The 24,126-nt window shown below is 52.0% G+C and carries 21 protein-coding genes; 8 read left to right on the forward strand and 13 right to left on the reverse strand.

The genetic code is table 11. The features are described from left to right. Nucleotides 1–13: 13 nt before the first annotated feature. The 3 genes from CIK78_RS11960 to CIK78_RS11970 form a co-directional block, all read right to left on the reverse strand. Entirely contained in the window at nt 14–238 is a 225-nt protein-coding gene (locus tag CIK78_RS11960; protein ID WP_096280310.1) for a hypothetical protein, read from the reverse strand. Nucleotides 239–572: 334 nt separating this feature from the next. Next, nucleotides 573–1,337: a DeoR/GlpR family transcriptional regulator gene (locus CIK78_RS11965; protein ID WP_096280312.1), complete on the reverse strand. Its 765-nt coding sequence runs from the start codon at nt 1,335–1,337 to the stop codon at nt 573–575. A 126-nt stretch (nt 1,338–1,463) separates the two neighbouring features. After that, a complete protein-coding gene (locus CIK78_RS11970; protein WP_096280314.1) occupies nt 1,464–3,329 on the reverse strand; it encodes an SLC13 family permease in 1,866 nt (621 codons plus the stop codon). Nucleotides 3,330–3,587: 258 nt separating this feature from the next. On the opposite strand from CIK78_RS11970, the gene CIK78_RS11975 reads away from it, so the two are divergent. Continuing rightward, a complete protein-coding gene (locus tag CIK78_RS11975) occupies nt 3,588–4,232 on the forward strand; it encodes a TenA family protein (RefSeq protein ID WP_096280316.1) in 645 nt (214 codons plus the stop codon). A gap of 103 nt (nt 4,233–4,335) precedes the next feature. Here the strand turns inward: CIK78_RS11975 and CIK78_RS11980 are convergent. Both CIK78_RS11980 and CIK78_RS11985 read right to left on the reverse strand, forming a co-directional pair. Then, nucleotides 4,336–5,690, reverse strand: a protein-coding gene (locus tag CIK78_RS11980) for an IS3 family transposase (RefSeq protein ID WP_255249071.1) whose coding sequence is annotated in 2 segments (ribosomal slippage) — nt 4,336–5,208 and nt 5,211–5,690 — 1,353 coding nt in all. Because the reading frame shifts where the segments join, the coding sequence is not laid out codon by codon here. A gap of 81 nt (nt 5,691–5,771) precedes the next feature. After that, nucleotides 5,772–6,749, reverse strand: a complete 978-nt coding sequence (locus CIK78_RS11985) for an NADPH:quinone reductase (RefSeq protein WP_096280318.1) — start codon at nt 6,747–6,749, stop codon at nt 5,772–5,774. A 234-nt stretch (nt 6,750–6,983) separates the two neighbouring features. Here CIK78_RS11985 and CIK78_RS11990 point away from each other — a divergent pair, with 234 nt between their 5' ends. Further along, nucleotides 6,984–7,739: a glycerophosphodiester phosphodiesterase family protein gene (locus CIK78_RS11990; RefSeq protein ID WP_096280320.1), complete on the forward strand. Its 756-nt coding sequence runs from the start codon at nt 6,984–6,986 to the stop codon at nt 7,737–7,739. Nucleotides 7,740–7,797: 58 nt separating this feature from the next. On the opposite strand, the gene CIK78_RS11995 is transcribed toward CIK78_RS11990, so the two are convergent. Then, nucleotides 7,798–8,394: an XRE family transcriptional regulator gene (locus CIK78_RS11995; protein ID WP_096280322.1), complete on the reverse strand. Its 597-nt coding sequence runs from the start codon at nt 8,392–8,394 to the stop codon at nt 7,798–7,800. A 172-nt stretch (nt 8,395–8,566) separates the two neighbouring features. On the opposite strand from CIK78_RS11995, the gene CIK78_RS12000 reads away from it, so the two are divergent. Then, nucleotides 8,567–9,787: a benzoate/H(+) symporter BenE family transporter gene (locus CIK78_RS12000; RefSeq protein ID WP_225734517.1), complete on the forward strand. Its 1,221-nt coding sequence runs from the start codon at nt 8,567–8,569 to the stop codon at nt 9,785–9,787. 41 nt (nt 9,788–9,828) lie between these two features. Here CIK78_RS12000 and CIK78_RS12005 read toward each other — a convergent pair whose 3' ends face one another. Then, nucleotides 9,829–10,263 (reverse strand): hypothetical protein, encoded by a 435-nt coding sequence (locus CIK78_RS12005; RefSeq protein ID WP_096280326.1) that lies wholly within the window; start codon nt 10,261–10,263, stop codon nt 9,829–9,831. 258 nt (nt 10,264–10,521) lie between these two features. Between CIK78_RS12005 and CIK78_RS12010 the strand changes: the two genes are divergently transcribed. After that, the gene (locus CIK78_RS12010; protein ID WP_096280328.1) at nt 10,522–12,240 is read left to right on the forward strand and encodes a proline--tRNA ligase; all 1,719 of its coding nucleotides are present in this window, start codon (nt 10,522–10,524) and stop codon (nt 12,238–12,240) included. 25 nt (nt 12,241–12,265) lie between these two features. Here CIK78_RS12010 and CIK78_RS12015 read toward each other — a convergent pair whose 3' ends face one another. The 3 genes from CIK78_RS12015 to CIK78_RS12025 form a co-directional block, all read right to left on the reverse strand. Continuing rightward, nucleotides 12,266–13,483, reverse strand: a complete 1,218-nt coding sequence (locus tag CIK78_RS12015; RefSeq protein WP_096280330.1) for a PqqD family protein — start codon at nt 13,481–13,483, stop codon at nt 12,266–12,268. 8 nt (nt 13,484–13,491) lie between these two features. Then, nucleotides 13,492–13,887, reverse strand: a complete 396-nt coding sequence (locus CIK78_RS12020) for a hypothetical protein (RefSeq protein WP_096280332.1) — start codon at nt 13,885–13,887, stop codon at nt 13,492–13,494. Nucleotides 13,888–14,031: 144 nt separating this feature from the next. Further along, nucleotides 14,032–14,550 carry a peptidylprolyl isomerase gene (locus tag CIK78_RS12025; RefSeq protein WP_096280334.1) on the reverse strand — a complete coding sequence of 173 codons (519 nt, stop codon included), beginning with the start codon at nt 14,548–14,550 and terminating at the stop codon, nt 14,032–14,034. 97 nt (nt 14,551–14,647) lie between these two features. On the opposite strand from CIK78_RS12025, the gene CIK78_RS12030 reads away from it, so the two are divergent. Next, entirely contained in the window at nt 14,648–16,015 is a 1,368-nt protein-coding gene (locus CIK78_RS12030) for an MFS transporter (RefSeq protein WP_096280336.1), read from the forward strand. Between the two features lie 62 nt (nt 16,016–16,077). Here the strand turns inward: CIK78_RS12030 and CIK78_RS12035 are convergent, their stop codons facing one another. Continuing rightward, entirely contained in the window at nt 16,078–17,895 is a 1,818-nt protein-coding gene (locus CIK78_RS12035; protein ID WP_096280339.1) for an SEC-C metal-binding domain-containing protein, read from the reverse strand. A 123-nt stretch (nt 17,896–18,018) separates the two neighbouring features. Then, nucleotides 18,019–19,260 (reverse strand): AarF/ABC1/UbiB kinase family protein, encoded by a 1,242-nt coding sequence (locus CIK78_RS12040; protein WP_096280341.1) that lies wholly within the window; start codon nt 19,258–19,260, stop codon nt 18,019–18,021. A 135-nt stretch (nt 19,261–19,395) separates the two neighbouring features. Here CIK78_RS12040 and CIK78_RS12045 point away from each other — a divergent pair, with 135 nt between their 5' ends. The 3 genes from CIK78_RS12045 to CIK78_RS12055 all read left to right on the forward strand — a co-directional run bounded on the left by CIK78_RS12045 (nt 19,396) and on the right by CIK78_RS12055 (nt 23,658). After that, nucleotides 19,396–21,306: a DNA topoisomerase III gene (locus CIK78_RS12045; RefSeq protein WP_096280343.1), complete on the forward strand. Its 1,911-nt coding sequence runs from the start codon at nt 19,396–19,398 to the stop codon at nt 21,304–21,306. 311 nt (nt 21,307–21,617) lie between these two features. After that, the gene (locus CIK78_RS12050; protein WP_096280345.1) at nt 21,618–22,601 is read left to right on the forward strand and encodes a DUF1852 domain-containing protein; all 984 of its coding nucleotides are present in this window, start codon (nt 21,618–21,620) and stop codon (nt 22,599–22,601) included. 28 nt (nt 22,602–22,629) lie between these two features. After that, the gene (locus tag CIK78_RS12055) at nt 22,630–23,658 is read left to right on the forward strand and encodes a methionine synthase (RefSeq protein WP_096280347.1); all 1,029 of its coding nucleotides are present in this window, start codon (nt 22,630–22,632) and stop codon (nt 23,656–23,658) included. A gap of 69 nt (nt 23,659–23,727) precedes the next feature. Here CIK78_RS12055 and CIK78_RS12060 read toward each other — a convergent pair whose 3' ends face one another. Next, the gene (locus CIK78_RS12060) at nt 23,728–24,045 is read right to left on the reverse strand and encodes a helix-turn-helix domain-containing protein (RefSeq protein ID WP_217990286.1); all 318 of its coding nucleotides are present in this window, start codon (nt 24,043–24,045) and stop codon (nt 23,728–23,730) included. Between the last annotated feature and the right edge of the window lie 81 nt (nt 24,046–24,126).

The raw sequence follows: 24,126 nt of genomic DNA on the forward strand, positions 1-24,126 counted from the left end.
AAAACCTCGCGCCCTACTCTTCGTCTTCAATGCGCAGCTGAGAATCTCCAGAGAGCACTTCATCCCAGGCCTCTTCCAGCGTGTAGCCTGAACGACTGTCTACGGTATCGATGACCTCAACCGCATGCTGTAGTGACTCACGATTGCCCTTTAACGCCACGACCAGCCTAGCGAGATCTTGCTTGCTGAAAGAGCTAGCGATGCTATCGGCTTGTTGGCTAAGTTCGATGCAGTTCATTAGTAATACCTCATGGTATGGTCATCCGCTGCCGGTCCGTTAATCGGTTACCAAGCAGCCATCTTATTGAGAAAGAAGGGTGACATTGCTACTCATGCTGGACCGGATAAGTGTCCAGTTCGGTAATTGCGAGGTGGTCACAAGCGTTACAAGACCTTCGCCTTTAGCACTGGGTAATCATGAAGCGCTATGGTTCTGTAGCAGGGATCAGTTCAGTGGCTCGGGATAACGAAGCACTCACCTCATCCATGAATTCACTATGGGTCACGGCAACAAAGCGAACAATGCATCATTGGCCGCAGGCGCCGTTGTAACCCAACTACATCAACGGCGATTAAGCGCTGGCGATGTGAAGCGCAACATCATGTTGAGTGAGTAAACGCTGAATTGCCTCTGGAGGTTTACGGTCAGTGAATAGCGCGTCAAGCTGATCCAAATTACCTTGGCGCACTACTGGATTGCGATGAAATTTCGAATAGTCTGCCGCCAAATAGATACGCCGCGAATTCGCGATAATGGCCTGAGCAACGCGGACTTCCTGATAATCAAACTCCAGCAGAGAGCCATCCTCATCGATACCGCTGATGCCGATAATGCCGTAGTCCACTTTAAACTGATTAATAAAGTCGATAGTGGCTTCGCCAATAATACCGCCATCGCGAGAACGCACCTGGCCCCCGGCAATAATGACGGTAAAATCCTCTTTATGCTGCAAGATGGCGGCGACATTAAGGTTATTAGTAATAATCTCCAACCCCTGGTGCTCTAGCAACGCTTGAGCCACCATTTCATTACTGGTGCCGATATTAATAAACAGTGACGAGTGATTAGGAATATTTTGAGCCAAACAGTGGGCGATGCGTTCTTTCTCCTCCAAGTGCAGCGTCTTGCGGGTGCTATAGGCGGTATTGACCGTACTGGACTCGATCCCTACGCCACCATGGACGCGCCGAACCCGCCCTTCATCAGCCAACGTATTTAAATCGCGGCGGATGGTTTGCGGCGTCACCGAAAAGTGAGCGGTGAGTTGTTCAATGCTCATATAGCCGTGCTGCCGAACTAGCTCGACAATGGCATCCTGACGAAATTGTTGGTTCATAAGCCCGGCCTGTTCGATTTTTATTGGTATCAGAGCGTAGTAGGTTAGCAAAATTTTCGAAACCTAATAACAATCATCCACCATTCGCTCTATATCTATTAATAGGCCGAGCAGTGGCAAGCTCTCCTAAAGCGGCCACACCAGCAAAATGAGCGGTATAGAAACGGCTAACACCACCACTGACAGTGGCAAGCCCAGCTTCCAATAATCACTAAACCGATACCCACCGGGCCCCATGACCAACGTGTTTGACTGATGCCCAATCGGCGTTAAAAACGCACAGGATGCACTGATCGCCACGACCATTAAAAATGGATCAAGCGAAACGTCGAAGCCATTGGCCAAACTGACTGCAATTGGCGCCATCAGCAGCGCCGCTGCCGCATTGTTAACCACATTAGAAAGTAACATGGAGAGAAGGAACAATCCGATCATGGTGACCACTACCGGCCAGTCGCTGCCAAAACGCAGCAGCGTATTGGCCACCAGGTCCGCCCCTCCGCTGGTTTCTAATGCTTCGCCAACCGGAATCATCGCTGCTAGCAGCACGATCACAGGGCCATCAATCGCCTGATAACCCTCGCGTAACGGCAGTACGCCGATCAATAGTGAAATGAGCGCCGCAGTGCTCATAGCGACGGCGGCAGGCAATAAATCAAACAGCATGGCCACAATGGCCAGAGCAAAAATGGCAATAGAAAGAAGCAATTTACGCGGCTGGCCTAGATGTAGCTCACGCTTAGCAAGCGGGAGACAGCCTAATGAGGCCAGGCTTTCGGCAATTTCGTTTTCACTGCCTTGCAGCAGCAGTACGTCACCGTTTTTAAAACGAATATCGCGCAAACGCTGCTTCAAGCGCCCGCCGTCCCGGGCAACGGCAACTAAGTGCAGCCCAAACTGATGGTTTAATCGCAGCTGCCGCACGCTGCGATTAATCATCATAGAATCATTGCGCACAACCGCTTCAATTAACTGTAGCCCCTCAGTATTGACCGGCGCGGCCTCCTTCGCTGGCTGTTTCTTGTTAGCCTGCTCAGCGTCAGGATGCTCGGATGCATCCGGCTCTGCTTCAGCATCCTCTTCCAACTCGGCAATCGCACTAAGCCCTACTTTGTCTTCCAGCATTTGGAGTTCATCGGGCCCTGCCTCTAACAGCAGAATGTCGCCCTCTTCCAAAGCACCGTGAAAGTTATAGCCTGCACGTCGATCATCATCACGCACCACTGCCAGCACAGGGATCGTTTCGTCCAGCTCGTCGCGCAACTGCTGCAACGTTAAGCCTTTGGCTTTGGATCCCTCTGCCACTTTTAATTCGACCAAATAGTTGGCGGTATCAAACATTTCCTCTGTGGAGGCTTGCCCGCTGCGTTTTGGCGTCAGGCGCCAGCCGATCAACACAATAAAAGCCAGCCCCGCCAGCGCGACAGCAACACCCACGGGAGAGAAGCTAAACATACTGAACGCTTCGCCCGTCACTTCCCGCCGATAGCTGGAAATAATGATATTGGGCGGCGTACCGATTAACGTGGTCAGGCCACCGAGCAATGACCCAAATGCCAGCGGCATTAGTAGTAAAGAAGGCGAGGTGTTGTGCTCACGGGCTAGCCGCATCGCCACTGGCAGCAGCAGCGCCAAGGCACCCACATTATTCATAATGCCCGACAGCAATGTGACGGTGCCGACCAACACCAACAGTTGGAGCAGCAGGTTTTCACCGACTTTAAGCACTTGATTTGAAATAATATCGACCACGCCAGAACGCTCAAACCCACGGCTAAGAACCAGCACAGCGGCGACGGTAATTACCGCCGGGTGGCCAAAACCGGCGAAGGCACCTTCAGCGGGCACAAGACCCAGCATCACAGACCCTAACAGTGCTGCCAGCGCGACCAAATCATAGCGAAACCGGCCCCATATAAAAGCAGCCAGCGTTAGTCCAAGTACGATAAATACTAAAGTACTTGGCGCCAAACCGATAACATCTGCTGCCATGCTAATCACCTCCGTGTGCCGCCATTGAATAAGAGCAAGGCGATTGCACCGCCCTATCAGTTTACTTGTCGAACTGCCGTATAAGCTAACGGTGCATACATCACCTATACATTAGGCGATATTTATACAGCCGTATATGACCTGCAGATGGCGCGTGAAAAATATAACTAACTCACTGCCTACACAAGCATTCACTGCACTCTACCGTTGAAATCGATAAGATAGCGGTCAAGGGTTATTCAGCACACTGGAGATCGTATGGATTTATGTCACCGCCTGCGCGAAGCTGCCCAGCCCCACTGGAATGCCTCGGTCAATCATCGTTTTGTGGACCAATTGCTTGAAGGCAAGATTGCGGATAACGTTTTTGCTCGCTATTTGGTTCAGGATTTTCACTTTTGCGATAGCTTTATACGATTACTTGGCGCTGCGGTTTGTGTCGCCGACGATCCAGATGCCCGCCTAACGCATGCACGCCAGCTTTCGGTACTGGCGGGTAGCGAATATCGCTATTTTATTGATTCGTTTGCAGCATTGAACATTCCCGAAGCACAGTGGAAAAACCCGGAACTGGCCGAGCCAACCCACGCGTTTATTGCGCTAATGGAAAGCGCCTGCAATTCACAGGATTACGCCTTTATCCTGGTGGTACTGGTAGTCGCTGAATGGCTCTATCTCGAGTGGGCTCAGCGTGCTCAAGAACCGCTGCCTATACGCCCTGAACACCGCGACTGGATTGTGCTCCATAACGAGCCTGATTTTGTTCGCTGGGTTAATTTTTTATGTAACGAGCTAAACCGCGTAGGCGCCGAGCGTGATTTTGAAACGCTTAGCAAGCCGTTTATTGAAGCCAGCCAAATTGAGCAGCGTTTTTTTGATATGGCCTTTGAGGTACAACGCTAAACTGCCGATAGTTAAGCGGTAGCTATTAATGCTTTAAATACCCTAGGCCGTAAGCAACAAAAGCCGCCCACTGAACTGACCCCAAAAACTTGGACAGTTAAAACTAAGCGGCCAAGGCCTGATTTCGGTACTGCACCGGACTCAGGCCTTTTAATTTGGTCTTAATACGCTCGTGGTTATAGTAATGGATATAGTGTCGGATGCCCGCCTGTAACTGCTCAATATTGTCGAACCGATTCAGGTAAAAATATTCAGACTTCAGCGTCCCAAAGAAGCTCTCCATCGCGGCATTATCCAGGCAATTCCCTTTGCGTGACATGCTCTGAATCACGCCATGCTCGCTGAGCTTACGCCGGTAAGCGGGCATCTGATATTGCCAGCCTTGATCAGAATGCAGTAGCGGAGCGTCTTGGTCGGCCAGCTTGGCGAAAGCTTTCTTGAGCATCCCTCCTACCAGCGAGAACTGCGGCCTTTTCTGCATTGTATAGGACACGATTTCTCCATTGTAGAGATCCATCACAGGCGACAAGTACAGCTTTTCGCCTCGGACATTGAACTCCGTGACGTCGGTTACCCACCGTTGGTTGGGGCGTTCAGCCTGAAACTGACGAGCAAGAAGATTGGGAACACTCGCCTGTTGTCCACGATAGGAGCGGTATTTCTTCGGGCGTACCAGCGACTTCAATCCCAGGTGCTGCATTAGGCGTTGGACCGTCTTGTGGTTGACCTGGTCTCCCGCTTGGCGCAACGCTGCTGTAATTCGTCGATAGCCATAGCGCCCTTTGTGACGCTCGTAGAGGGTGTGAATGCGACACTTCAGACCAGCATGTCGATCCTCCAGCTGAACTCTTGCCTGATAATAGAATGTGCTACGCGACAGTTCTGCTACTTTTAGCAGCACCGCCAAAGGGTGGCCTTGCTTCAGCTCAAGGACTACCTGCGCTTTTTCGGCGCGGCTTGTTCTTTGGCCTGACGCAAGGCCTTCAACTTTTTTAGGTAGGCCACCTCTGCACGCAAGTATTCGTTCTCTTGGAGCAGTTGCTTCAGCGAACTATTTTCAGTCACTGGAAGTGGGGGTTTGGAAGGCTCTGCTGTGGGCATCTTTGTCGGGCGACCTCGGGCTTTAGGCTCCAACGCTTGGAAGCCTCCTTCATGATACTGCCTTTCCCATTCCCGTATGACACCCGCTCCACCTCGAATATCAAGCAGGGTAACTGCTTGTCGGGCAGAGAGATCCTCTTGCCTCATGCGTTGCAATACAGATAATTTGAACTCAGCGCTGTAACGGCTGAACTTCTTCTGCAAGCCGCTCAGGCCATGCAGTTCATAGCTTTTGACCCAACGTCTGACGGTTGCATGGTCAAGACCGTAGTGTCTGGCCAGCCTCTTGTAACCCTGTTGCCCTTCTGTGTAGCTTTTCACTACTAATAGCTTGAACGCTTCATTGTATTTCGCCATGAAAAACACCCCAATCGTTGGATGGGTGTCCAACTTTTGGGGTGCAGTTCACACAGCGGCTTTTGTTACTAGCATGATGCCTTAGGGAAGCAATACGGTTGAGCCCGTGGTTTTGCGGCCCTGTAGCGCATCCTGTGCGTTACCGGCCTCGGCCAGCGGATAGCGATTGGCGATATCAATCGTAATTTTACCGCTCTCAAGCATGGCGAAGAAGTCATCGCACATTGCTTCCAAACGCTCCCGTGTGTCCGCGTAGCCGTTAAGGCTGGGACGAGTGACAAACAGCGCACCCTTCTGATTCAAAATACCAATATTCACGCCGTCAACCGGGCCGGAAGAGTTGCCAAAACTAACCATTAGAGCGCGGGGCTTTAAACAATCTAACGATGTTTCCCACATATCTTTGCCCACAGAATCGTAGACCACGTCGCACATTTCACCATTCGTCAGCTCACGTACGCGCTCGACAACGTTCTCTTCGCTGTAATTAATCGTCGCCCAGGCACCGTTCGCCATCGCGAGATCCGCTTTTTCTTGCGAGCTAACCGTACCGATCAGCTTGACGCCTAACGCTTTCGCCCATTGGCAGGCAATTGAACCAACTCCGCCGGCGGCCGCATGGAATAAAATGGTTTCGCCGCCTTTCAGCTCATAGGTTTGACGAAGCAGATACTGAACGGTCAGGCCCTTGAGCATACTGGCCGCCGCCGTCTCAAAATCAACCGAGTCAGGCAGTTTGATGACCTTTGCCGCTGGCAGTGTGTGCAGCTGAGCATAGGCGCCTAGCGGGCCTTGCGCGTAGGCGACGCGATCACCGACGCTTAAGTGTGTGACACCTTCACCAACTGCATCGACAACGCCCGCGCCCTCAGTACCCAACCCGGAAGGCATAGAAGGCGCTGGATAAAGGCCGGTACGAAAATAGATATCGATAAAGTTAAGGCCGATCGCTTTATTGGCAATGCGCACTTCACCTTGATCTGGTTCAGCAGAGTTCACATTGACCAGTTCAAGCACATCGGAGGCGCCGGTACGTGTAAATTGGATACGCTGAGACATTAGATTGTCCTTATTGATTGTTAAGTTTAGTCACTATTCAACTGGTTAATAATAGATAGCTGATGAATAGCAGACGTGCGGCTGATACGGCTATCGAAGCGTGTTGCGCCCTATAAATCAAGCTCGCATGCTAGCGCATTTGAATACGTGCCTCACCTGAACACTGAAACGCTGCTGTCATGCCCCCATGCTAGACTCAATGCATATCTATCGTCGAAGGCTTAGGGATTTTTCATGACCCACCCTGCAATTCAACTGCCCACGCTGATTGCTCACCGGGGCTATTCAGCCGCGGCCCCTGAAAATACCTTGTCGGCAGTGCGCGCCGCTTATCAGGCCGGGATCGACTGGGTAGAGTTAGATGTGCAGCTACTCGGTGACGGCACGCCGGTGATTTGGCACGATGCTGACGTAGCGCGCTGCTCGAATAGCCGCGGAGCACTTGCGTCGATGGACTTGGCCAATGCCCAAACTTTAGATGCAGGCAGCTGGTTTGGCGATGCCTTTTCGGGCGAAAAAATGGTCAGCTTAGAGACAATGCTAGCGCTGCTTAACGAGTTGGGCATGGGCGTCAATATGGAGATTAAGGTCAACAAAGGCCGTGATCCCATCGCACTGGTTGAGCGCACCCTGCCGGTAATGCTGGATACGCTGCCCTCCGAACGGCTGATTATTTCTTCCTTTGATAGCCGCGCGCTTGTCCACTGTCGTCAGTTTGCGAACAGCGACCGACTAGCCCTGGGCGTACTGTTCGGCAGTGTGCCTAAAACCTGGCGCGCACAGTGCGAGGCTATTGAGGCTTTCAGCGTGCACCCCGACTGGCCGCGCTTAAAGCGTATCCAAGCCGAAGCCATACTGCGCGATGGCTATAAGCTACTCTGCTACACCGCTAACGACCCAAGTGCCTTTCATAGCCGCTGGGAATGGGGAATTAGTAGCGTTATCACCGATGAGCCAGCCGCATTTAAACGCTTTTTAGATAGCCATTGATGCTGTGAAACATTAGTGGAAACGGTGAAACATGCGTGGACCCGATGAAGGCGCTTGCTCAATCGCCTGACGCGGCACCAGGCAAATAGTGGATCACATCATGAAAGCGTAGCCGTGCATCACCAGCGTTGCGCATGGCGTGAGGGCGGTCAGCGAAAAAACGTATTCCTTCGCCCTCGCGCAGCGTCTGCCAGCGCTGATCAATACGCAGCTCCATCTCACCGTCAATCACCACCATATGCTCAACCACGCCGCTCGCATGCGCGGAAGATTCGCTCATGGCCCCAGGTGCCAGCTCAATCATAAACATTTCAAAACCGAGCAGTGGGTCGTAGGGAAACAGTAGGCTCGCCTGCATACCGGCACTGTCTGCCCCCCACACGGATTCCAGTCCATTGCGATGCAGCTCGCCTAATGCCGGTTTTTGACTATCAAAAAGCGTTGAAAACGATACCCGAAAGCCGCTCGCAATCTTCCACAGCGTGGAAACAGTCGGGCTAGATTCGCCGCGCTCTATTTGCCCCAGCATGGCTTTACTGACGCCTGTTTCAAGCGCGGCCCGGTCTAGGCTCCACTGACGCTCCTTACGTAATCGCTTTACCGTGGCGGCCATGTGACCCGCGATAGCCGGTGCGCTGATTTCATTCGCTGACATCCCTCTCGCTCCTGCTTATGTAAATCATTTGCGCGCATCCGCGCCAACACGTGAGATATCTGCGCGCATTGTGCGCTATAACGCACAATGATAGCATGCTTGAAATGTGCGCTATAACGCACAGTGTCGCGCTATTTGACGACTTATGTTGGCACGCTTTGCGGGAGGCCTCATGCAAGTGACATCAGAAAACTCTTCACCCCAACCGCCAGCGCGGAGGCCTTCGCTATGGCGCGACATGAGTGTCTCAACCGTAACTGCGGGTTTTGTCGCCGTCACTATTGGCTATACCAGCTCGGCGGCGATTATTTTCCAAGCGGCGGCCGCTGCCGGCGCATCACCGGCACAAATCAGCTCTTGGCTATGGGCGCTAGGCCTTGGCATGGGGGCGACCTCACTGGGCCTATCGTTACGCTATCGCATGCCGTTGCTTACTGCATGGTCTACTCCCGGCGCGGCCTTCTTAGCGACGAGCTTACCTGGCATTCCCATGCAAGAGGCTATCGGCGCCTTTCTATTTTCGGCGCTGTTAATTACCGTGTGCGGCGTCACCGGCATGTTTGAGCGCTTAATGCGCTACATACCCAGTGCGATTGCCTCGGCCATGCTGGCAGGCATTCTGCTGCACTTTGGGTTAGATCTTTTCGTAGTCATGGCAAGAGAGTGGCTGATACCACTGATAATGCTCGCTGCCTGGGTAGCAGGACGACGGTTATGGCCATCGCTGGCAGTGCCTGGCGTCTTGGTAACGGGCTTGGCTGTCGCCGCCTTGCAAGGGCAAATTAGCCTAAACGATGTTCCGCTTTATCCCTCCACCCCTGTCTTTACGGCACCGGTATTTACTCTTTCTACGCTCATTGGCATTGGCATACCGCTGTTTGTCATCACCATGGCCACACAAAACTTGCCGGGTGTCGCGGTGCTGCGCGCGGCCGGCTACCACCCCAATAGCTCGCCACTGATTGGCTGGACAGGCGCCACTACGCTGCTATTAGCGCCGTTTGGCGCTTTTGCGCTTAATATGGCGGCCATTAGCGCGGCGGTGTGCCTGGGCCCTGATGCTCATGAGAACCCACATCGGCGCTACACCGCGGGCGTTGCAGCGGGTGTTTTCTATATCATTTTAGGTATTTTCGGTGCCACCGTTACGGGCGTCTTCAACGCATTGCCTGCGGCACTTGTTACGGCGTTAGCGGGTATTGCCCTGCTAGGCACCTTAGGCGGTGGCTTAGCTAATGCGTTTTATGATTCCAAGCAGCGTGATGCAGCTATCGTGACATTCTTACTGACCGGTTCGGGTATTACCCTACTGGGAATTGGTGGCGCATTTTGGGGGCTAGTGGCAGGCCTAATAGTGTTAACGATAACCACAAAAAAGCCCAGCGCGGCGTGAAACCAGCGCTGGGCTTTTAAAGTCAATTACGCACGATTCAACTACATTGCTGACAGCTTTTCATCATCCAGCACGCCTGACATTCGAACCATCGCCAAAGCTTCATCCAGGCTGCCCATTTCTTCAATCATCACCAGCTCATTCTCTAAGCTCACCGGCTTGCCAGCGGTCTCTGACAACAGCTTCTCTAATGAAGCTACGTCCATGGCGTCGTCTAAATGGTGAACATCCACTGACGCGCTATCGCGGCCCGGCAGATAGATGGTGCCATTAGAGAGATCCACGGCGTACGCAATCACCCCAGGGACGATAAAAAACAGTAGTCCGACGCTGTTGGCGATAGCAATAACCGGATCAATATCACCGCTTAGCTGGCCTTTTCGCTCAGGATGAAAAATCGTACCACAACCACTTAGTGCCACTACAGAAGCCCCAACGACGGCTCCCGTCAACCAGCGACGCACTACATGATGCATGAAGGTTCCCTCAAGTAATAAGAATAACGGTCGTCGGTATAGAATATTGTGACTTAGCGTCTTAATGCCGACGACCGCACCGTAAACCAAAGCAGTTTAGCACAATCTATCAAAAGCATAGGCAGCTGATGGTAAGTAGGATTTTGCCGCTTTAACGACTAGGCCGTACAATGTCATCATCCAACGCTGACGGGGCTATCACGCCCTACGATTAAGCACTGATGTTTAAGTACACGTACCTAAGGAATGCTCACGCCCATGCGCGCCAGCCAACTATTGATTGCCACGTTAAAAGAAACGCCGGCCGATGCCGAAGTCATTAGCCACCAGTTAATGTTACGCGCCGGGATGATTCGTCGCTTAACGTCGGGCCTGTATACGTGGCTGCCGCTTGGCCTTCGCACGCTGCGAAAAGTGGAAGCCATCGTGCGTGAAGAAATGAACCGCGTAGGCGCTCAAGAAGTGCTAATGCCCGCTGTTCAACCTGCTGAACTTTGGCAGGAATCAGGCCGTTGGGAGCAGTATGGCCCTGAGCTTTTACGTGTGAAAGATCGTCACGACCGTGACTACTGCGTGGGCCCCACCCACGAAGAAGTTATTACCGATCTGGTGCGCAAAGAAATTGCCAGCTACAAACAGCTACCGGTCAATTTCTACCAAATTCAAACCAAGTTTCGTGACGAAATTCGCCCACGCTTTGGGGTGATGCGCTCGCGTGAGTTCATCATGAAAGACGCTTATTCTTTCCACCTTGATGAAGACTCGTTAAAACAGACCTATCAAGACATGTACGACGCCTACACGCGTATTTTCACGCGTTTAGGTCTTAATTTCCGCCCCGTTATTGCGGATAACGGCTCCATTGGTGGTTCCGGCTCACACGAATTCCACGTCTTAGCAGACTCCGGCGAAGATGACATCGTGTTCTCTAACGCGTCAGACTACGCGGCTAACATGGAGAAAGCCGAGGCACTGCCCACACCAGTTGGCAGTCAAGCCACTCGTTCGAAGCCTTGCGAAGAGCTGCGTCTGGTCGAGACGCCCGATGCCAAGACCATCGCAGCCTTAGTTGAGCAGTTTGATCTGCCCATTGAGAAAACGATTAAAACACTAATGGTGCAAGCAGCCGAGGGTGGGCTGATCGCGCTGCTGATACGCGGTGATCACACGTTAAACGAAGTTAAAGCCGAAAATCTTCCTCAGGTAGCCGCCCCGCTCACCATGGCCACAGAAGAAGAAATTCGCGCTATTGTTAGTGCAGGTCCTGGCTCACTCGGCCCCGTAGGTCTTGAGATGCCGATCATTATTGATCGAAGCGTCGCCCTTATGAGCGACTTTGGCGCAGGCGCCAACGTGGATGGCAAACACTACTTTGGCATTAACTGGGAGCGCGATGTCGCCTTGCCTGATATTGCCGACCTGCGCAACGTGGTCGAAGGAGATCCCTCCCCAGACGGCCAAGGCACGCTGTCTATTAAGCGCGGCATTGAAGTGGGCCATGTTTTCCAGCTGGGTCAACAATACTCACAGGCTATGAACGCCAACGTACTGGGCGACAATGGCAAAACCAGCCATCCATGGATGGGTTGCTACGGCATCGGCGTAACTCGCGTGGTCGCGGCGGCCATTGAGCAAAACCACGACGAATCCGGCATTATTTGGCCCAACGCGATAGCACCGTTCCAAGTGGCGCTGGTGCCGATGAATGCACACAAATCTCAGCGCGTGCGCGAAGAGTCTGAACGGCTATACCAAGCACTGAGCGCGGCAGGTTTAGACGTATTGCTGGATGACCGCGATACTCGCCCAGGGGTTAAATTTGCCGACCTAGAACTGATGGGTGTTCCTCACCGCTTAGTAATTGGCGATCGTGGCTTAGACAACGGCGAACTGGAATATAAAGGCCGCCGAGACAGCGAAGCGACCATGGTGTCTGCAGATCAAATCATTGACTTTCTACGTGAAAAAGCTAGCTAAGGCATGAGTGAAAGCCACCGCGCAGCTAACGGCGCGGTGGCTCTTCAATCAAACCTGCTGCTAAAAACTGCCCCAGCAGCTCGGCGATGTCTTTACGGACTTGCTCAAGCGAAACCGGCATAAAAAAGGCCACCAGCGTTTGGCTAAGCTCCTCCATAGTAAGCGCCTCATGTTGCAATAACGCCCACACCGCCCGGCTCGTCACGTTCATTCTGTGAATGGCCCCGCCCTCTTCGACGATCACAAATAGCTCATCGCCCAACGGATACTCATACGCAGCTTGGCAAGCGTGCCAACAGCGCTGATCGTTGCGATCCAACGCAGCGACTCCAGTTGCAGGCAGGTCTTGTGACATTAGCGCATCGTTTGATGGCCGCGCATTCATCACCTTTTCTAGCTCACGCCCCACGAAATCGGCGGCTTGAAAAGCGTCGGCGTAACGCAATAGAAAACATGGGACATGCTTCATCAAGGACCAAAACTTAGCCACTAATACTTGGTCAGAGAGCGTATCAGCGAAATTCTGCTTTAATAGTTGCCACAGCCCCTCGCCGTGCTGAAGCGCTGTTAGCTGCGGGGAAGTAACACTATCAGCACGATCAATCAGTATAATCGCGCCAACCGGGCACTTTTCGCCATGGCTGACTAACAGCGTTTCATCCAGTGCAACATAGCCATAGCGGTCATCGCTTGGCCCCTGATGATGATTGATAAAGTCCCGAAACTCTGCGTCTAAAGAAGCGGGAAGCGGCAAACGCAGCCTCGGAGCAACGCCAAGCGACAGACCCTCACCTTCAGGGGTTAATGCCACTACGTCATCGCCAAACACTCGGTAACCGGCAGCCGCAAAAGCGGCGGTAAGCATACTTTTACCTGCTCGATGCGAGTCAGGAAAAATCACGAGCTGATCATTTATTTGCGCTGCACCACAGTGCAGGCCAATGTACTCAGGATGGCGATGCAAAAACGCCCCGGCTAAATCAGCAATAACGCTGCATGCAGCGCTGACGGGCGTATCCAGCCACATACCATTTGGCAGCGCTGGCGCCTGCTGCCAAAAACCATCTTCTTGCTGCCAGACGCAAATCTCCGGAGCAGTCGACTGAAGCGGACACTCACTTAACGGCCACCCTGGCATCGCCGCCTGTAGAACCGGCAGAAGTGGCTGAGCACCCACCAGGCGAATACAAGGACCAATACCGGCTAATGCATAATCATTGGCAAGACAGTCTGAGGCTGGCATCACTCACCTCACCATAAATGCTTTAGTACACGACTCATACGCAGCTCGATCACACCGTCGCGTTCAAATCGAGAAAGCTCATCGAGGCGTGACCTGTAGGCCCGAGACTCATAGCCACGGGACGAACCATGGCGACGATTGTCGTGCGAGTTGGAGTGGCGGTGTCGAGAATGGTTAGGTCGAGAATGACGTGGCCTTGAATGGCTGGGTCTGGAGTAACTTGCTCTTGAGTAGCTCGCTCTTGAGTAACTAGGCCGCGAACGATGGTCGTGGGCTTGCGCTTGATCCATTGAAAGCAGCGTAGGTGCCACGTAAAGAGCTGCCGCGCCTAAGCCTAAGCTGGCTAACACCTGACGGCGGGTACGACGCTGCTTTAATAAGGTAGGCTCTTCGATTTGGCTCATCTCTTTTCTCCGCAGTTATCGAACACTGTTTGATTTCTGCATTCACTTTAACCAACGCGTCGTCAGAGTGCCACTCAACCAAGCCTTTTCCCTATTGTTTGCTCATTGTTACAAATGTTGGCTTATCATTAAGCTAGGTAAAACCTATAACACCTTACGATCTTCGACTTTACTATGCTCGGTGCCGGGCGGTAGCGGATGCCCTTTAGCTAGCTCAGCACGCGTTGCTTCACGCACCTCAAGAATATTTACCCGATAGTTAAGCGTACGCCCTGCCAAAGGATGATTAGTATCGATAGTGACCCGATCATCCCTAACATCTAACACAGTCACAATTTGTGGGCCCGCCTCGCCTTCAGTTTGAAAATTGCCGCCGGGGACTAGTTCTGCGCCACCAAACGAGCCTCGGCTGACGTCTTGAATCAATGCCTCATTGCGAACACCGTAGGCATCAGCGGGCAACAGCTGGATACTTAACTGAGCGCCAACCACTTGGCCTATCAGCGCATTTTCTAGGCCAGGGACAATATTATCGTGGCCGTGAAGGTACTCAAGCGGCTTACCGCGCGCGCTGGAATCATCTAGTATTCGCTGACTGCCATCGCTGAGAATATCTCTAAGGACATAGTGGAAGGTCACAACCTGATGCGCCTTAATCGACATTGAAAACTCCTCTCCGGTAAGCTGTCGGCTTTGTGATGAATGACAGCCCCAGTTTATCACTTGGTCGTTGCCAACGTCTTTCCAGGAGTAGCGTTTAATGCCCAACCTTTTCCCCCAGCGCAGTTGGCTTGCAGCGCTGGCTATTTATTGCCGTGCGTCCGTTATTACCATGCTTTTTTTGGGGTTTTCAGCAGGCCTGCCTTTTCTATTGGTGTTCTCAACGCTTTCAGCCTGGCTGCGCAGCGACGGCGTTGAAGTGGCGGCCATAGGCTTTTTTGCCTGGATCGGCATGCTCTATTCAATAAAATTTTTCTGGGCGCCCGTGGTTGATCGGCTGGCGCTTCCGCTACTCACTCGTGCGTTCGGCCAACGACGTGGCTGGATGCTTTTGGCACAAAGCTTAATTGCAGCAGGCTTAATTGGGCTGGCGGGTCTAAGCCCGGTTGGCAACCTGGGCTGGGTAGCCGTTTTTGCGCTGCTGGTCGCCTTTGGCTCCGCCACTCAAGATATTGCCATCGATGCCTATCGCATTGAGTCTGCCGAGGATGATGTCCAGGCAGCCATGGCATCCACTTATATTGTCGGCTATCGCGGGGGGCTACTTGCCGCCGGCGCTGGGGCGCTTTACATCGCCGCATCTTCTTCATGGAGCATGGCCTATCTGACCATGGCAGCGCTGATGAGCATTGGCGTACTCACGGTATTACTGCGCCCCGAGCCAAAGCGTGCATCGCTCTCTATTCAGTTAATTCATGAACCTAAAGTTCGGGCGTTTATTCGTTCAAGCCGCGGAAAACCCAAAGTCTTACGCCGCCTTGGCGCCTGGAGTATTGGCGCACTGGTATGCCCGTTTACTGACTTTTTTAGACGCTACGGGGTGAAAGCACTGTGGATTCTGGTCTTTATTGCAGTGTTTAGAATCAGCGATTTGGCCATGGCTTCGATGGCGAACCCGCTTTATATAGATTTAGGGTTTTCACTGGCGACCATTGCCAATGTTACCAACATATTTGGCATTGGAATGAGCATTGCCGGCGGGGTTTTAGGTGGACTGCTGGTCGCGCGCTATGGCATCGGCCCACTGCTTATTATCGGTGCAGGATTAGTAATGGTCACTAACTTGCTGTTTGCCGTACTTGCAATCGTAGGTAATCAGCTGCCCATGCTGGTGGTCACGATCATTGGCGACAACCTTGCCAACGGGCTAGCTAGCGCCGTGTTTATTGCCTTTCTCTCTAGCCTTACCTCGCGCGCTTACACCGCAACACAATACGCGCTGTTCTCGTCACTGATGACGCTACCCGGAAAATTCTTAAGTGGTTTTGGCGGGCTGTTGGTCACGGCGCAGGGTTATCCGAGCTTTTTTGTGATCGCGACCCTGCTGGGAATACCCGCTATCGTGCTAGCGATTTGGATCAGCCGAGATAAACAGCTGGTGCCCACACCTGAACCTTACGCTCATTAAACTCAATGGCGTCTAACCAGAAGACATTCATTAGCCTAATGCGCGCAAGTTATGCAAAACGCCTAGCGATGGGCTTCTAACCAGTCCAACGCCCCAGAGGTGGTACGCCACTGATCGCGCATCAAGGTGCGGTACTGCCATGCTTCCGCACGGGAACCGGGGTCGACCTGGCCATCCGCATGGGGCATAGAGGGGCGCGGGCTTTCAGAGCAAATAAGCTCTAAGGCATGGCGATTATGGCCAACCACATCGCTAAGCGCAGTCTCTGCCGCTTCAAGATGTTGTAACCGATAGAGGGCGAGGGTTTTACCCATTAACAGCCCCAGCACTAACGAGCCGTCATCATCATTCTCTTCGGCTAAGGCCAGCGCTTCTTCGTTGCGATCATCACGCAGCAGTTGATCAAGCACCAGCTCACGCAGCCCAAGGCTATCTTCTTGATCGATGAGTAGCAGCTCTTCTGCTAATTCGCGCGAGTGCTGGCGCGCCCCACGCTCCATGCCTACCACCAACGCTAACCCGGTGCGCAGCAACATCGCATTATTCGCATCATCCCAGCACAGGTTACCGTCACCCGCGGCACGGGCCTGCTCTAGCCAGCGTGAGAGGCGCAGTGCCAAGGGCTCTAGCAGGGTTGGGGCCATCCAGGGCAGGCTGCCAAATCGGCTGGTCAATGCCAGAGTGAGATCCTGCACCACTTGCGGCGCGTCCAGCCATTCCGGGTGAGCGCATACCGCCGTCATCCACTCAACCGCATTACCCCAGGGGTCATCGCGAAAGCCCAGCGCTACATCTTCATCCACCAGCACTTGAAACTGCTCATGCCAAGCGGCAAACAGCGTCGCCTCACGGGCACTTGAGTGGTAAAGCAATCGACCGCTTTCCGGGTCCGTTTGAATATCGATTTTGGGGGCGGTAGGCAGTGCGGCAAGCAGCGCCTGCAGCGCTACCAGCGGCGTAGCCAAATCTTCTTCAGCGCTCAGTAGCTGGTCAGCGAGCGTTGCGCCGGGGTTTTCCGCCAGCGCGGCTAAAAACTCCATTTGATCTTCATCTAGCTCGCCTTGACGAACTAACCGTCGGTACCAGAAATTAGCCCGTTCCTTAGCTTCCTGCTCATGCCCCTCATGAAGCAGCAGCATGGCCTCAATGTAAGCCAGCGTGGGCGAATCAGGCAGCGCCTGCTGAGCTTTGACGAAAGCACCGCGAGCGCTGTCCAAATCGTCGTTATCAAGATGCATTAAGCACAAACGTTCAAGCGCCACGCCGCGTAAAAATAGCGGCCCGCGCTCCATCACTTCGTCGAGCAAATCGGCACGTTTGCGGGTAAAGCCGCGCTCTTGATAAATATCCAGCAGTATCTCGAAGGCAGGCTCAGCCTGCTCGGGTAGACGTGACCAATCGCTACCGTCAAAGAGCGATTCGAGGATTTGCATTGCGCGGCCGGTCTGGCCACTTTCCGCAGCGATAAGGCCAGCTTCTAATAGCGCCTGAGCGGGCGCCTGCTGGCTATCCAGCGCAGCCTTCAAGGTAGCGCCCTTCCATTCGCGCAGCGAGAGCATCCACATCATCTGCTCGGGAATGTCAGTAGGAAACTCAACCTGATAGCAGCACTGCTTAAATTTGCGACCGGAATCACACCAGCACGGCTCGTTGCGCCCAGGCGTGGCAAGCGGCTCGCTGCCAAAATCCAGCCGCTCTAACGGCGCCTGCGACCACAGCACCGGGGCCAGCGCCTGTGCCATAGCCACGTCGCCGTTAAAGGCGTCCGCGCCTTTGGCGCGCACCCAGGTCATGAAGTCCGGATAATGTTCTTGCTGCCTGATTGCCGAGAGTGCCCCGGAGGCAAATCCCAGCAGCTGATCGACCCATACCGCTAGCATTGCCGTCTCCACTGCGTTAAACGATGTCTATCAATCGTGTGTCTATAAATAACGATGTCTAAAATGAAAGCGACATAGTTTATCACGAAGGCCGTCATCGCCGCAGTGGCAATCGTTTTATCGTTAATGGGCCCGCGCTATAAGAGGTAACGTCCGCGCATGCATGTCCAGTCGAGCACCTAGTCGCACCAAATTCCAGTAGTGGCCGTTTAGCGCACGCGAAAGCAAAAGCGTCTCCGCGGGAGGTTGCAAGCGGTCCATGGCAGCCCACACTTTTGGGGTAAGCTCACGCAGGCGACGATGGACTCTCACATCGCTGAAATCCTGTTCGCCCGGCGCAAACAGTGGCGCAATGCACTCGGCCGACTCGCTGTACAGCGCCAAAGGCGCCCCCTGCCCTTGGCGCCCGCCCATTTTCATTAATGCCTCATCCATCCCCATGGGGTCATGTTTCAGCGTGGCATCCAGCAGTTGCATCATCGCCTTTATCTGCGCCTCAGGCACCGCGATGACCGCGCCTAAATCATAAATGACCAGCCGGCCCTGGGCATCCACAGCAAAGTTGCCCGCGTGAGGGTCGGCATGCAGCTCACCGAACGTAAACAACTCTTGGGTAATCCAATCCGCCAACGTTTGAGCAATGCCCTGGCGCGTTGCGTCATCCGCCTCCGACAATTCACGTAGCGGCGTGCCATCAACAAAACGCATTGCTAATACGTGCTGGCCGGAGAGCGCGGGGAGTGGCTCGGGAATCATCAGGCGCGGGTCATCCTTATAGCGCTCACCGTAGCGAGCCAGTGCTTCAGCCTCGGCGACGTAATCCAGCTCCTTGCGCAGGCTGTCGGCCAGCTCTTCAAATAGCGCATCCAAACGAGCCTGAGGGACTTTGAACCAGCGGCCTAGACGCATGATGCGCCGCACCTGAATCAAATCACTTTCAAGCACCTCGGCAAGGCCAGGATATTGCACCTTGAGTACGATCGTTTCACCCTCGTGAGTGGTTGCCCGATGCACCTGCCCCATCGAAGCACTGGCGAAGGGCCGCTCTTCAATCTCGCTGAAGTAATGATCAATATCGCCATACTGGAGCACCAGCGCTTCACGGATGCGCGGCCAGGGCATTGGCTCGGCTTGGCGCTGCAGGCGGGCAAGCTCCTCAGCTAGGTCGGGAGGCAGCAGGTCATCCCATTGAGACATGACCTGGGCGAGCTTCATGGCCGGGCCCTTTAACTCTGATAACCCCTCAAACAGCGCCTCGCCAAGGGCACGGCAATCCGCCTGCCCACCTAAGCGCGTTTTAAGCAGCGCACCGCCAGTACGTGCGCCCAAGCCCATTAAACGCCTTGTTCTGCCACGCTCACGCATTCATTGCCCTCTCTTGACACTTAATGACCTTTCCCCCAAAACTAACATCATGAACTCGATGAGATTTCCATCTAATATTGGTTAACGAAGAGCTCAAAATTCACACGTTATAGGGCTCAGTCGAGGTAAGAAAAATTGATTCTATATATTGCCGAAAAGCCGAGTGTCGGGCGCGCAGTTGCAGACGTGCTGCCCAGACCACACCAAAAGGGTGATGGGTTTATCAGGGTTGCTAATGGCGATGTCGTCACCTGGTGTATTGGTCATTTACTGGAGCAAGCTGAGCCAGATGCTTATGATCCTGAATACAAAAAATGGAAAAAAGAACATCTACCCATCATTCCGATCAAGTGGAAACATCACGTAAAAAGCCAAACCCGCTCGCAGTTTAATACTGTCAAAAAACTGATTAAAGAAGCCGATCAACTGGTCAATATGGGTGACCCTGACCGAGTCGGTCAAATCTTGGTCGATGAAGTGATCAATTATTCAGGTGTTAATAAAGCTAAACGCGAAGCTACCTTGCGCTGTCTCGTTAACGATATGAACCCTGCCGCTATCAAAAAGGCGATGAATGATCTTCGCCAGAATACTGATTTCATACCGTTAGCAACATCAGCCCTGGCAAGGGCAAGGGCCGATTGGCTCTATGGCATCAATATGACACGCCTCTGCACCCTTCTTGGCCAAGGCGCTGGTTACAACGGCGTTTTGTCAGTTGGCCGGGTGCAGACCCCCGTGTTGGGCTTGGTTGTTCACCGAGACCAAGAAATCGAAAACTTTATAACTAAGCCATTTTATGAAGTCTTTATAACGCTTCAGACAGTGGCTGGTGAGTCTTTTACAGCAAAATGGAAGCCTAGCACTGCCTGTGAGCCTTATATGGACGAAGAAGGCCGCGTGCTTTCAAGAAAGCTTGCCGAGGTCGTTCTGCAAAAGGTGATCGGACATCCAGGCAAGGTCATCGCAGCTAAACGTGACAAGAAAAAACAGCCCGCCCCCCTGCCCTACAGCCTGTCTTCACTGCAAATTGATGCATCAAAGCGGTTCAACTTAAGTGCTCAGAAGACTCTGGACGTATGCCAACAGTTATATGAACGCCATAAGCTGATTACCTACCCACGTTCAGACTGTCGGTATCTGCCGAAAGGCCACTATGGCGAGCGCCACACGGTGGCTCAGTCGATTGCCAAAACATCGGCGACGCTTTCTGATAGCGTACAAAAGGCTGACCTCGATCTTAAGAGCAAGGCGTGGAACGATGCCAAGGTGGGTGCTCACCACGCGATTATACCGACATCCAGAGCAGTGCCAGATGATCGTCTATCTCAGGATGAGAAGAATATCTACGGGCTAGTTGCCCGCCAGTACCTGATGCAGTTTTACCCAGCATTTGAGTATGCGGAACACCAAATAGACAGCGAGGTGGAAGGCGGCTTGTTCGTTGCCAAGCACAAAGCAGTCATTTCTAACGGCTGGAAGGCCCTGCTACCACCTCAAAAGACGTCGAAACAAGACGCAGAGCTTTCATCAATGGCTCTTCCCAACGTGAAGTCGGGAGACCCTGTTACCTGCATCGACGGCAAAATGGACGAGAAACAAACCAGCCCTCCGAAACGCTTCACAGACGCAACATTACTTTCAGCCATGACGGGAATAGCGAGATACGTATCAGACCCTGAAATCAAAAAAGTGCTCAGGGATACAGACGGACTCGGCACAGAAGCCACCCGTGCTGGAATTATCGAACTTTTGTTTAAACGGCAGTTTCTGACGAAGAAAGGTAAGGAAATTCACTCGACAGAAGCAGGCAAGCATCTTGTGAACAGTCTGCCTAAACGGATGGTCGTTCCTGATATGACCGCACACTGGGAATCTCAGCTTGAGGCAATCAGCGAAAAACGGATGCGTTACGGTCAGTTTATGCAGCCCCTCACTGATGGCCTGAAAGCGCTAATTGCTGAAGTAGAACGCGGTGACTTTTCTGCGCTACGTGGCATGGGTAAGAAAGCGGTGCGGAAAAGAAGAGCCGTGAGAAAAAAGTAACGCCCACCCAACCATACTTTCTGTCGGCGCAACGTTTATCTTAATGGCGTCATCTGTGCTTTGTGAGAATTACCGTAAAACCATCACACGGCTATGACCGGCCGCACGCTCTACAACCTAAACTCAAGCAATAAGAGCCACACCACCCATACTGTGCCACTTACCGAGTCATGAGTGTCGCTAATACTGTAATGAAATTAATTCGTTTTTGCTCAATCAATGACTCAGCGTAAAATGCCTACAGCCTTTAACTATAGACAATTTTAAGACTGCTGAGCAATAAACGCAGGCCATTAGGATACCCAATCACCATGAGCAACGAATTTACATTTTCTCTTAAAAGTATTCGTTTAGATGAAAACTATCATCCTTCCGAAAATACGCGGCTCACTACTAACTTTGCCAACTTGGCTAGAGGCAAGAATCGCCAAGAAAACTTGCGTAATACTTTAAACATGATTAACAATCGGTTCAATGCACTGGCACATTGGGACAATCTTAAAGGCGATCGCTATACTGTCGAACTTGAAATAATCTCCGTTGAGATGAATATTGGTATTGAAAGCACTAGCAATTCGCTCCCTCTGATTGAAGTATTGAAAACCAATATTATTGATCGAAAAACGAATGAACGCATTGAGGGTATTGTAGGAAATAATTTTTCCTCTTACGTGCGAGACTATGACTTTAGTGTACTGCTACTGGGGCACAATAAAGATCAGCCCACCTTTAGCACGCCAGATGATTTCGGCGGCCTGCATGGAAAGCTATTTCAGTGCTTCGTAAACTCAAATACATACAAAGATCACTTTAGCAAACCGCCTGTTATATGCCTAAGTGTTTCAGGTAGTAAAACCTATCAACGGACTGAAAACCAGCACCCGGTACTAGGTATGGAATACCAGCAAGACGAGTATTCTTTAACTGATGAATATTTCAAAAAAATGGGATTAAAGGTTCGCTACTTTATGCCCCCGAATAGTGTTGCGCCTTTGGCTTTTTATTTTACCGGCGATTTGCTTGGTGATTACACTAATCTTGAGCTTATCAGCACCATCAGCACGATGGACACCTTCCAAAAGATTTACCGGCCAGAGATTTACAATGCTAATTCTGCGGCAGGAAAATCCTATCAACCAAGTTTGAAGCACCAAGATTACTCATTAACTCGAATTATTTATGATCGAGAAGAACGCAGCGGACTGGCTATTGAACAGGGAAAATTTGTTGAAGAAAATTTTATCAAACCATACCAAGCGATTCTTGAGCAGTGGTCCACTAATTACGCTCTGTGATTAATCGAAAAATACAAGGTTATCTATTATGAAAAAATTGCTACCCACTTCAACTGCTGGCAGCTTACCTAAACCGTCTTGGCTTGCACAACCTGAGACACTCTGGTCACCCTGGAAATTGCAGGATGAAGAATTAATTGAGGGCAAACAAGATGCTTTACGTTTGTCGCTGCAAGAACAACAACAAGCGGGTGTTGATATTGTTAGTGATGGCGAGCAAACGCGCCAACACTTTGTCACCACATTTATAGAGCATCTCAGCGGCGTTGATTTTGAGAAGCGTAAGACCGTTAGAATTCGTGATCGCTATGATGCGAGCGTACCAACAGTCGTAGGCCCTGTGACTCGCCTAAAGCCAGTTTTTGTTGATGATGCCACGTTTTTACGCCAACAAACAAAGCAACCTATAAAATGGGCCCTGCCAGGCCCCATGACGATGATCGACACGCTTTATGATGATCATTATAAAAACCGCGAAAAGCTAGCTTGGGAATTTGCCAAAATCCTTAACCAAGAAGCCAAAGAATTAGAAGCGGCAGGTGTTGATATTATTCAATTTGATGAGCCTGCGTTTAATGTATTCTTTGATGACGTTAATGATTGGGGAATTGCTACGTTAGAAAGAGCAATTGAAGGCCTTAAATGCGAAACGGCTGTACATATTTGCTACGGCTATGGCATCAAAGCCAATACAGATTGGAAAAAAACATTGGGTTCAGAGTGGCGACAATATGAAGAAGCTTTTCCCAAGCTGCAAAAATCTAATATCGATATTATCTCATTAGAATGCCACAACTCTCATGTTCCAATGGAGCTACTCGAGCTCATCCGAGGTAAAAAAGTAATGGTAGGCGCGATTGACGTGGCCACCGATACTATTGAGACACCAGAGGAAGTAGCCAAGACCCTACGAAAAGCACTTCAGTTTGTAGATGCCGATAAGCTCTACCCTTGTACCAACTGTGGCATGGCCCCATTACCTCGTCGAGTAGCAAGCGGCAAGCTAAAGGCCTTGAGTGCGGGTGCAGAAATTGTCCGGAGAGAACTCTCGAATTAGTACTGATATACAGCTTGAAGCGCTTGAGTTTTTAGGGGGCTGGGCTGAAAATCACCGTGACATTTTGAATTAGTTTTCGGCGCTGATGCGCTCGTCATAGGTGATGCGAGCTTGTTCAATAGTATCCAAGCTTTGCTCAGCCCACACCCATACACCACAAAACGCCGCCCCAAGTCCGAGGCCAAGATCTGTTAAATGATATTCCCCCTTGGGCGGCACAGCTGGATACACCGTTCTAATCACTAAACCCTCGCGCTCCATCTCCCGCAGCGTTTTCGTTAACATCTTCTGGCTGATGCCGCTGACCGTTTTGGCAAGTTGCGTGAAGCGCATAACGTCATGTTCAGCCAGTACGTCGAGGATGATCATCGTCCACTTGTCGGCCACCCTGCCAATCACTTCGTTGACCAGCGCTTCGATGCGCGGATCGGAGGCAATTCCCCCGAAAAATAATCGCAGAGATAAGTG

It is taken from the genome of Halomonas sp. JB37, from assembly GCF_002332255.1.
GTDB classification, from domain to species: Bacteria; Pseudomonadota; Gammaproteobacteria; order Pseudomonadales; family Halomonadaceae; genus Vreelandella; species Vreelandella casei.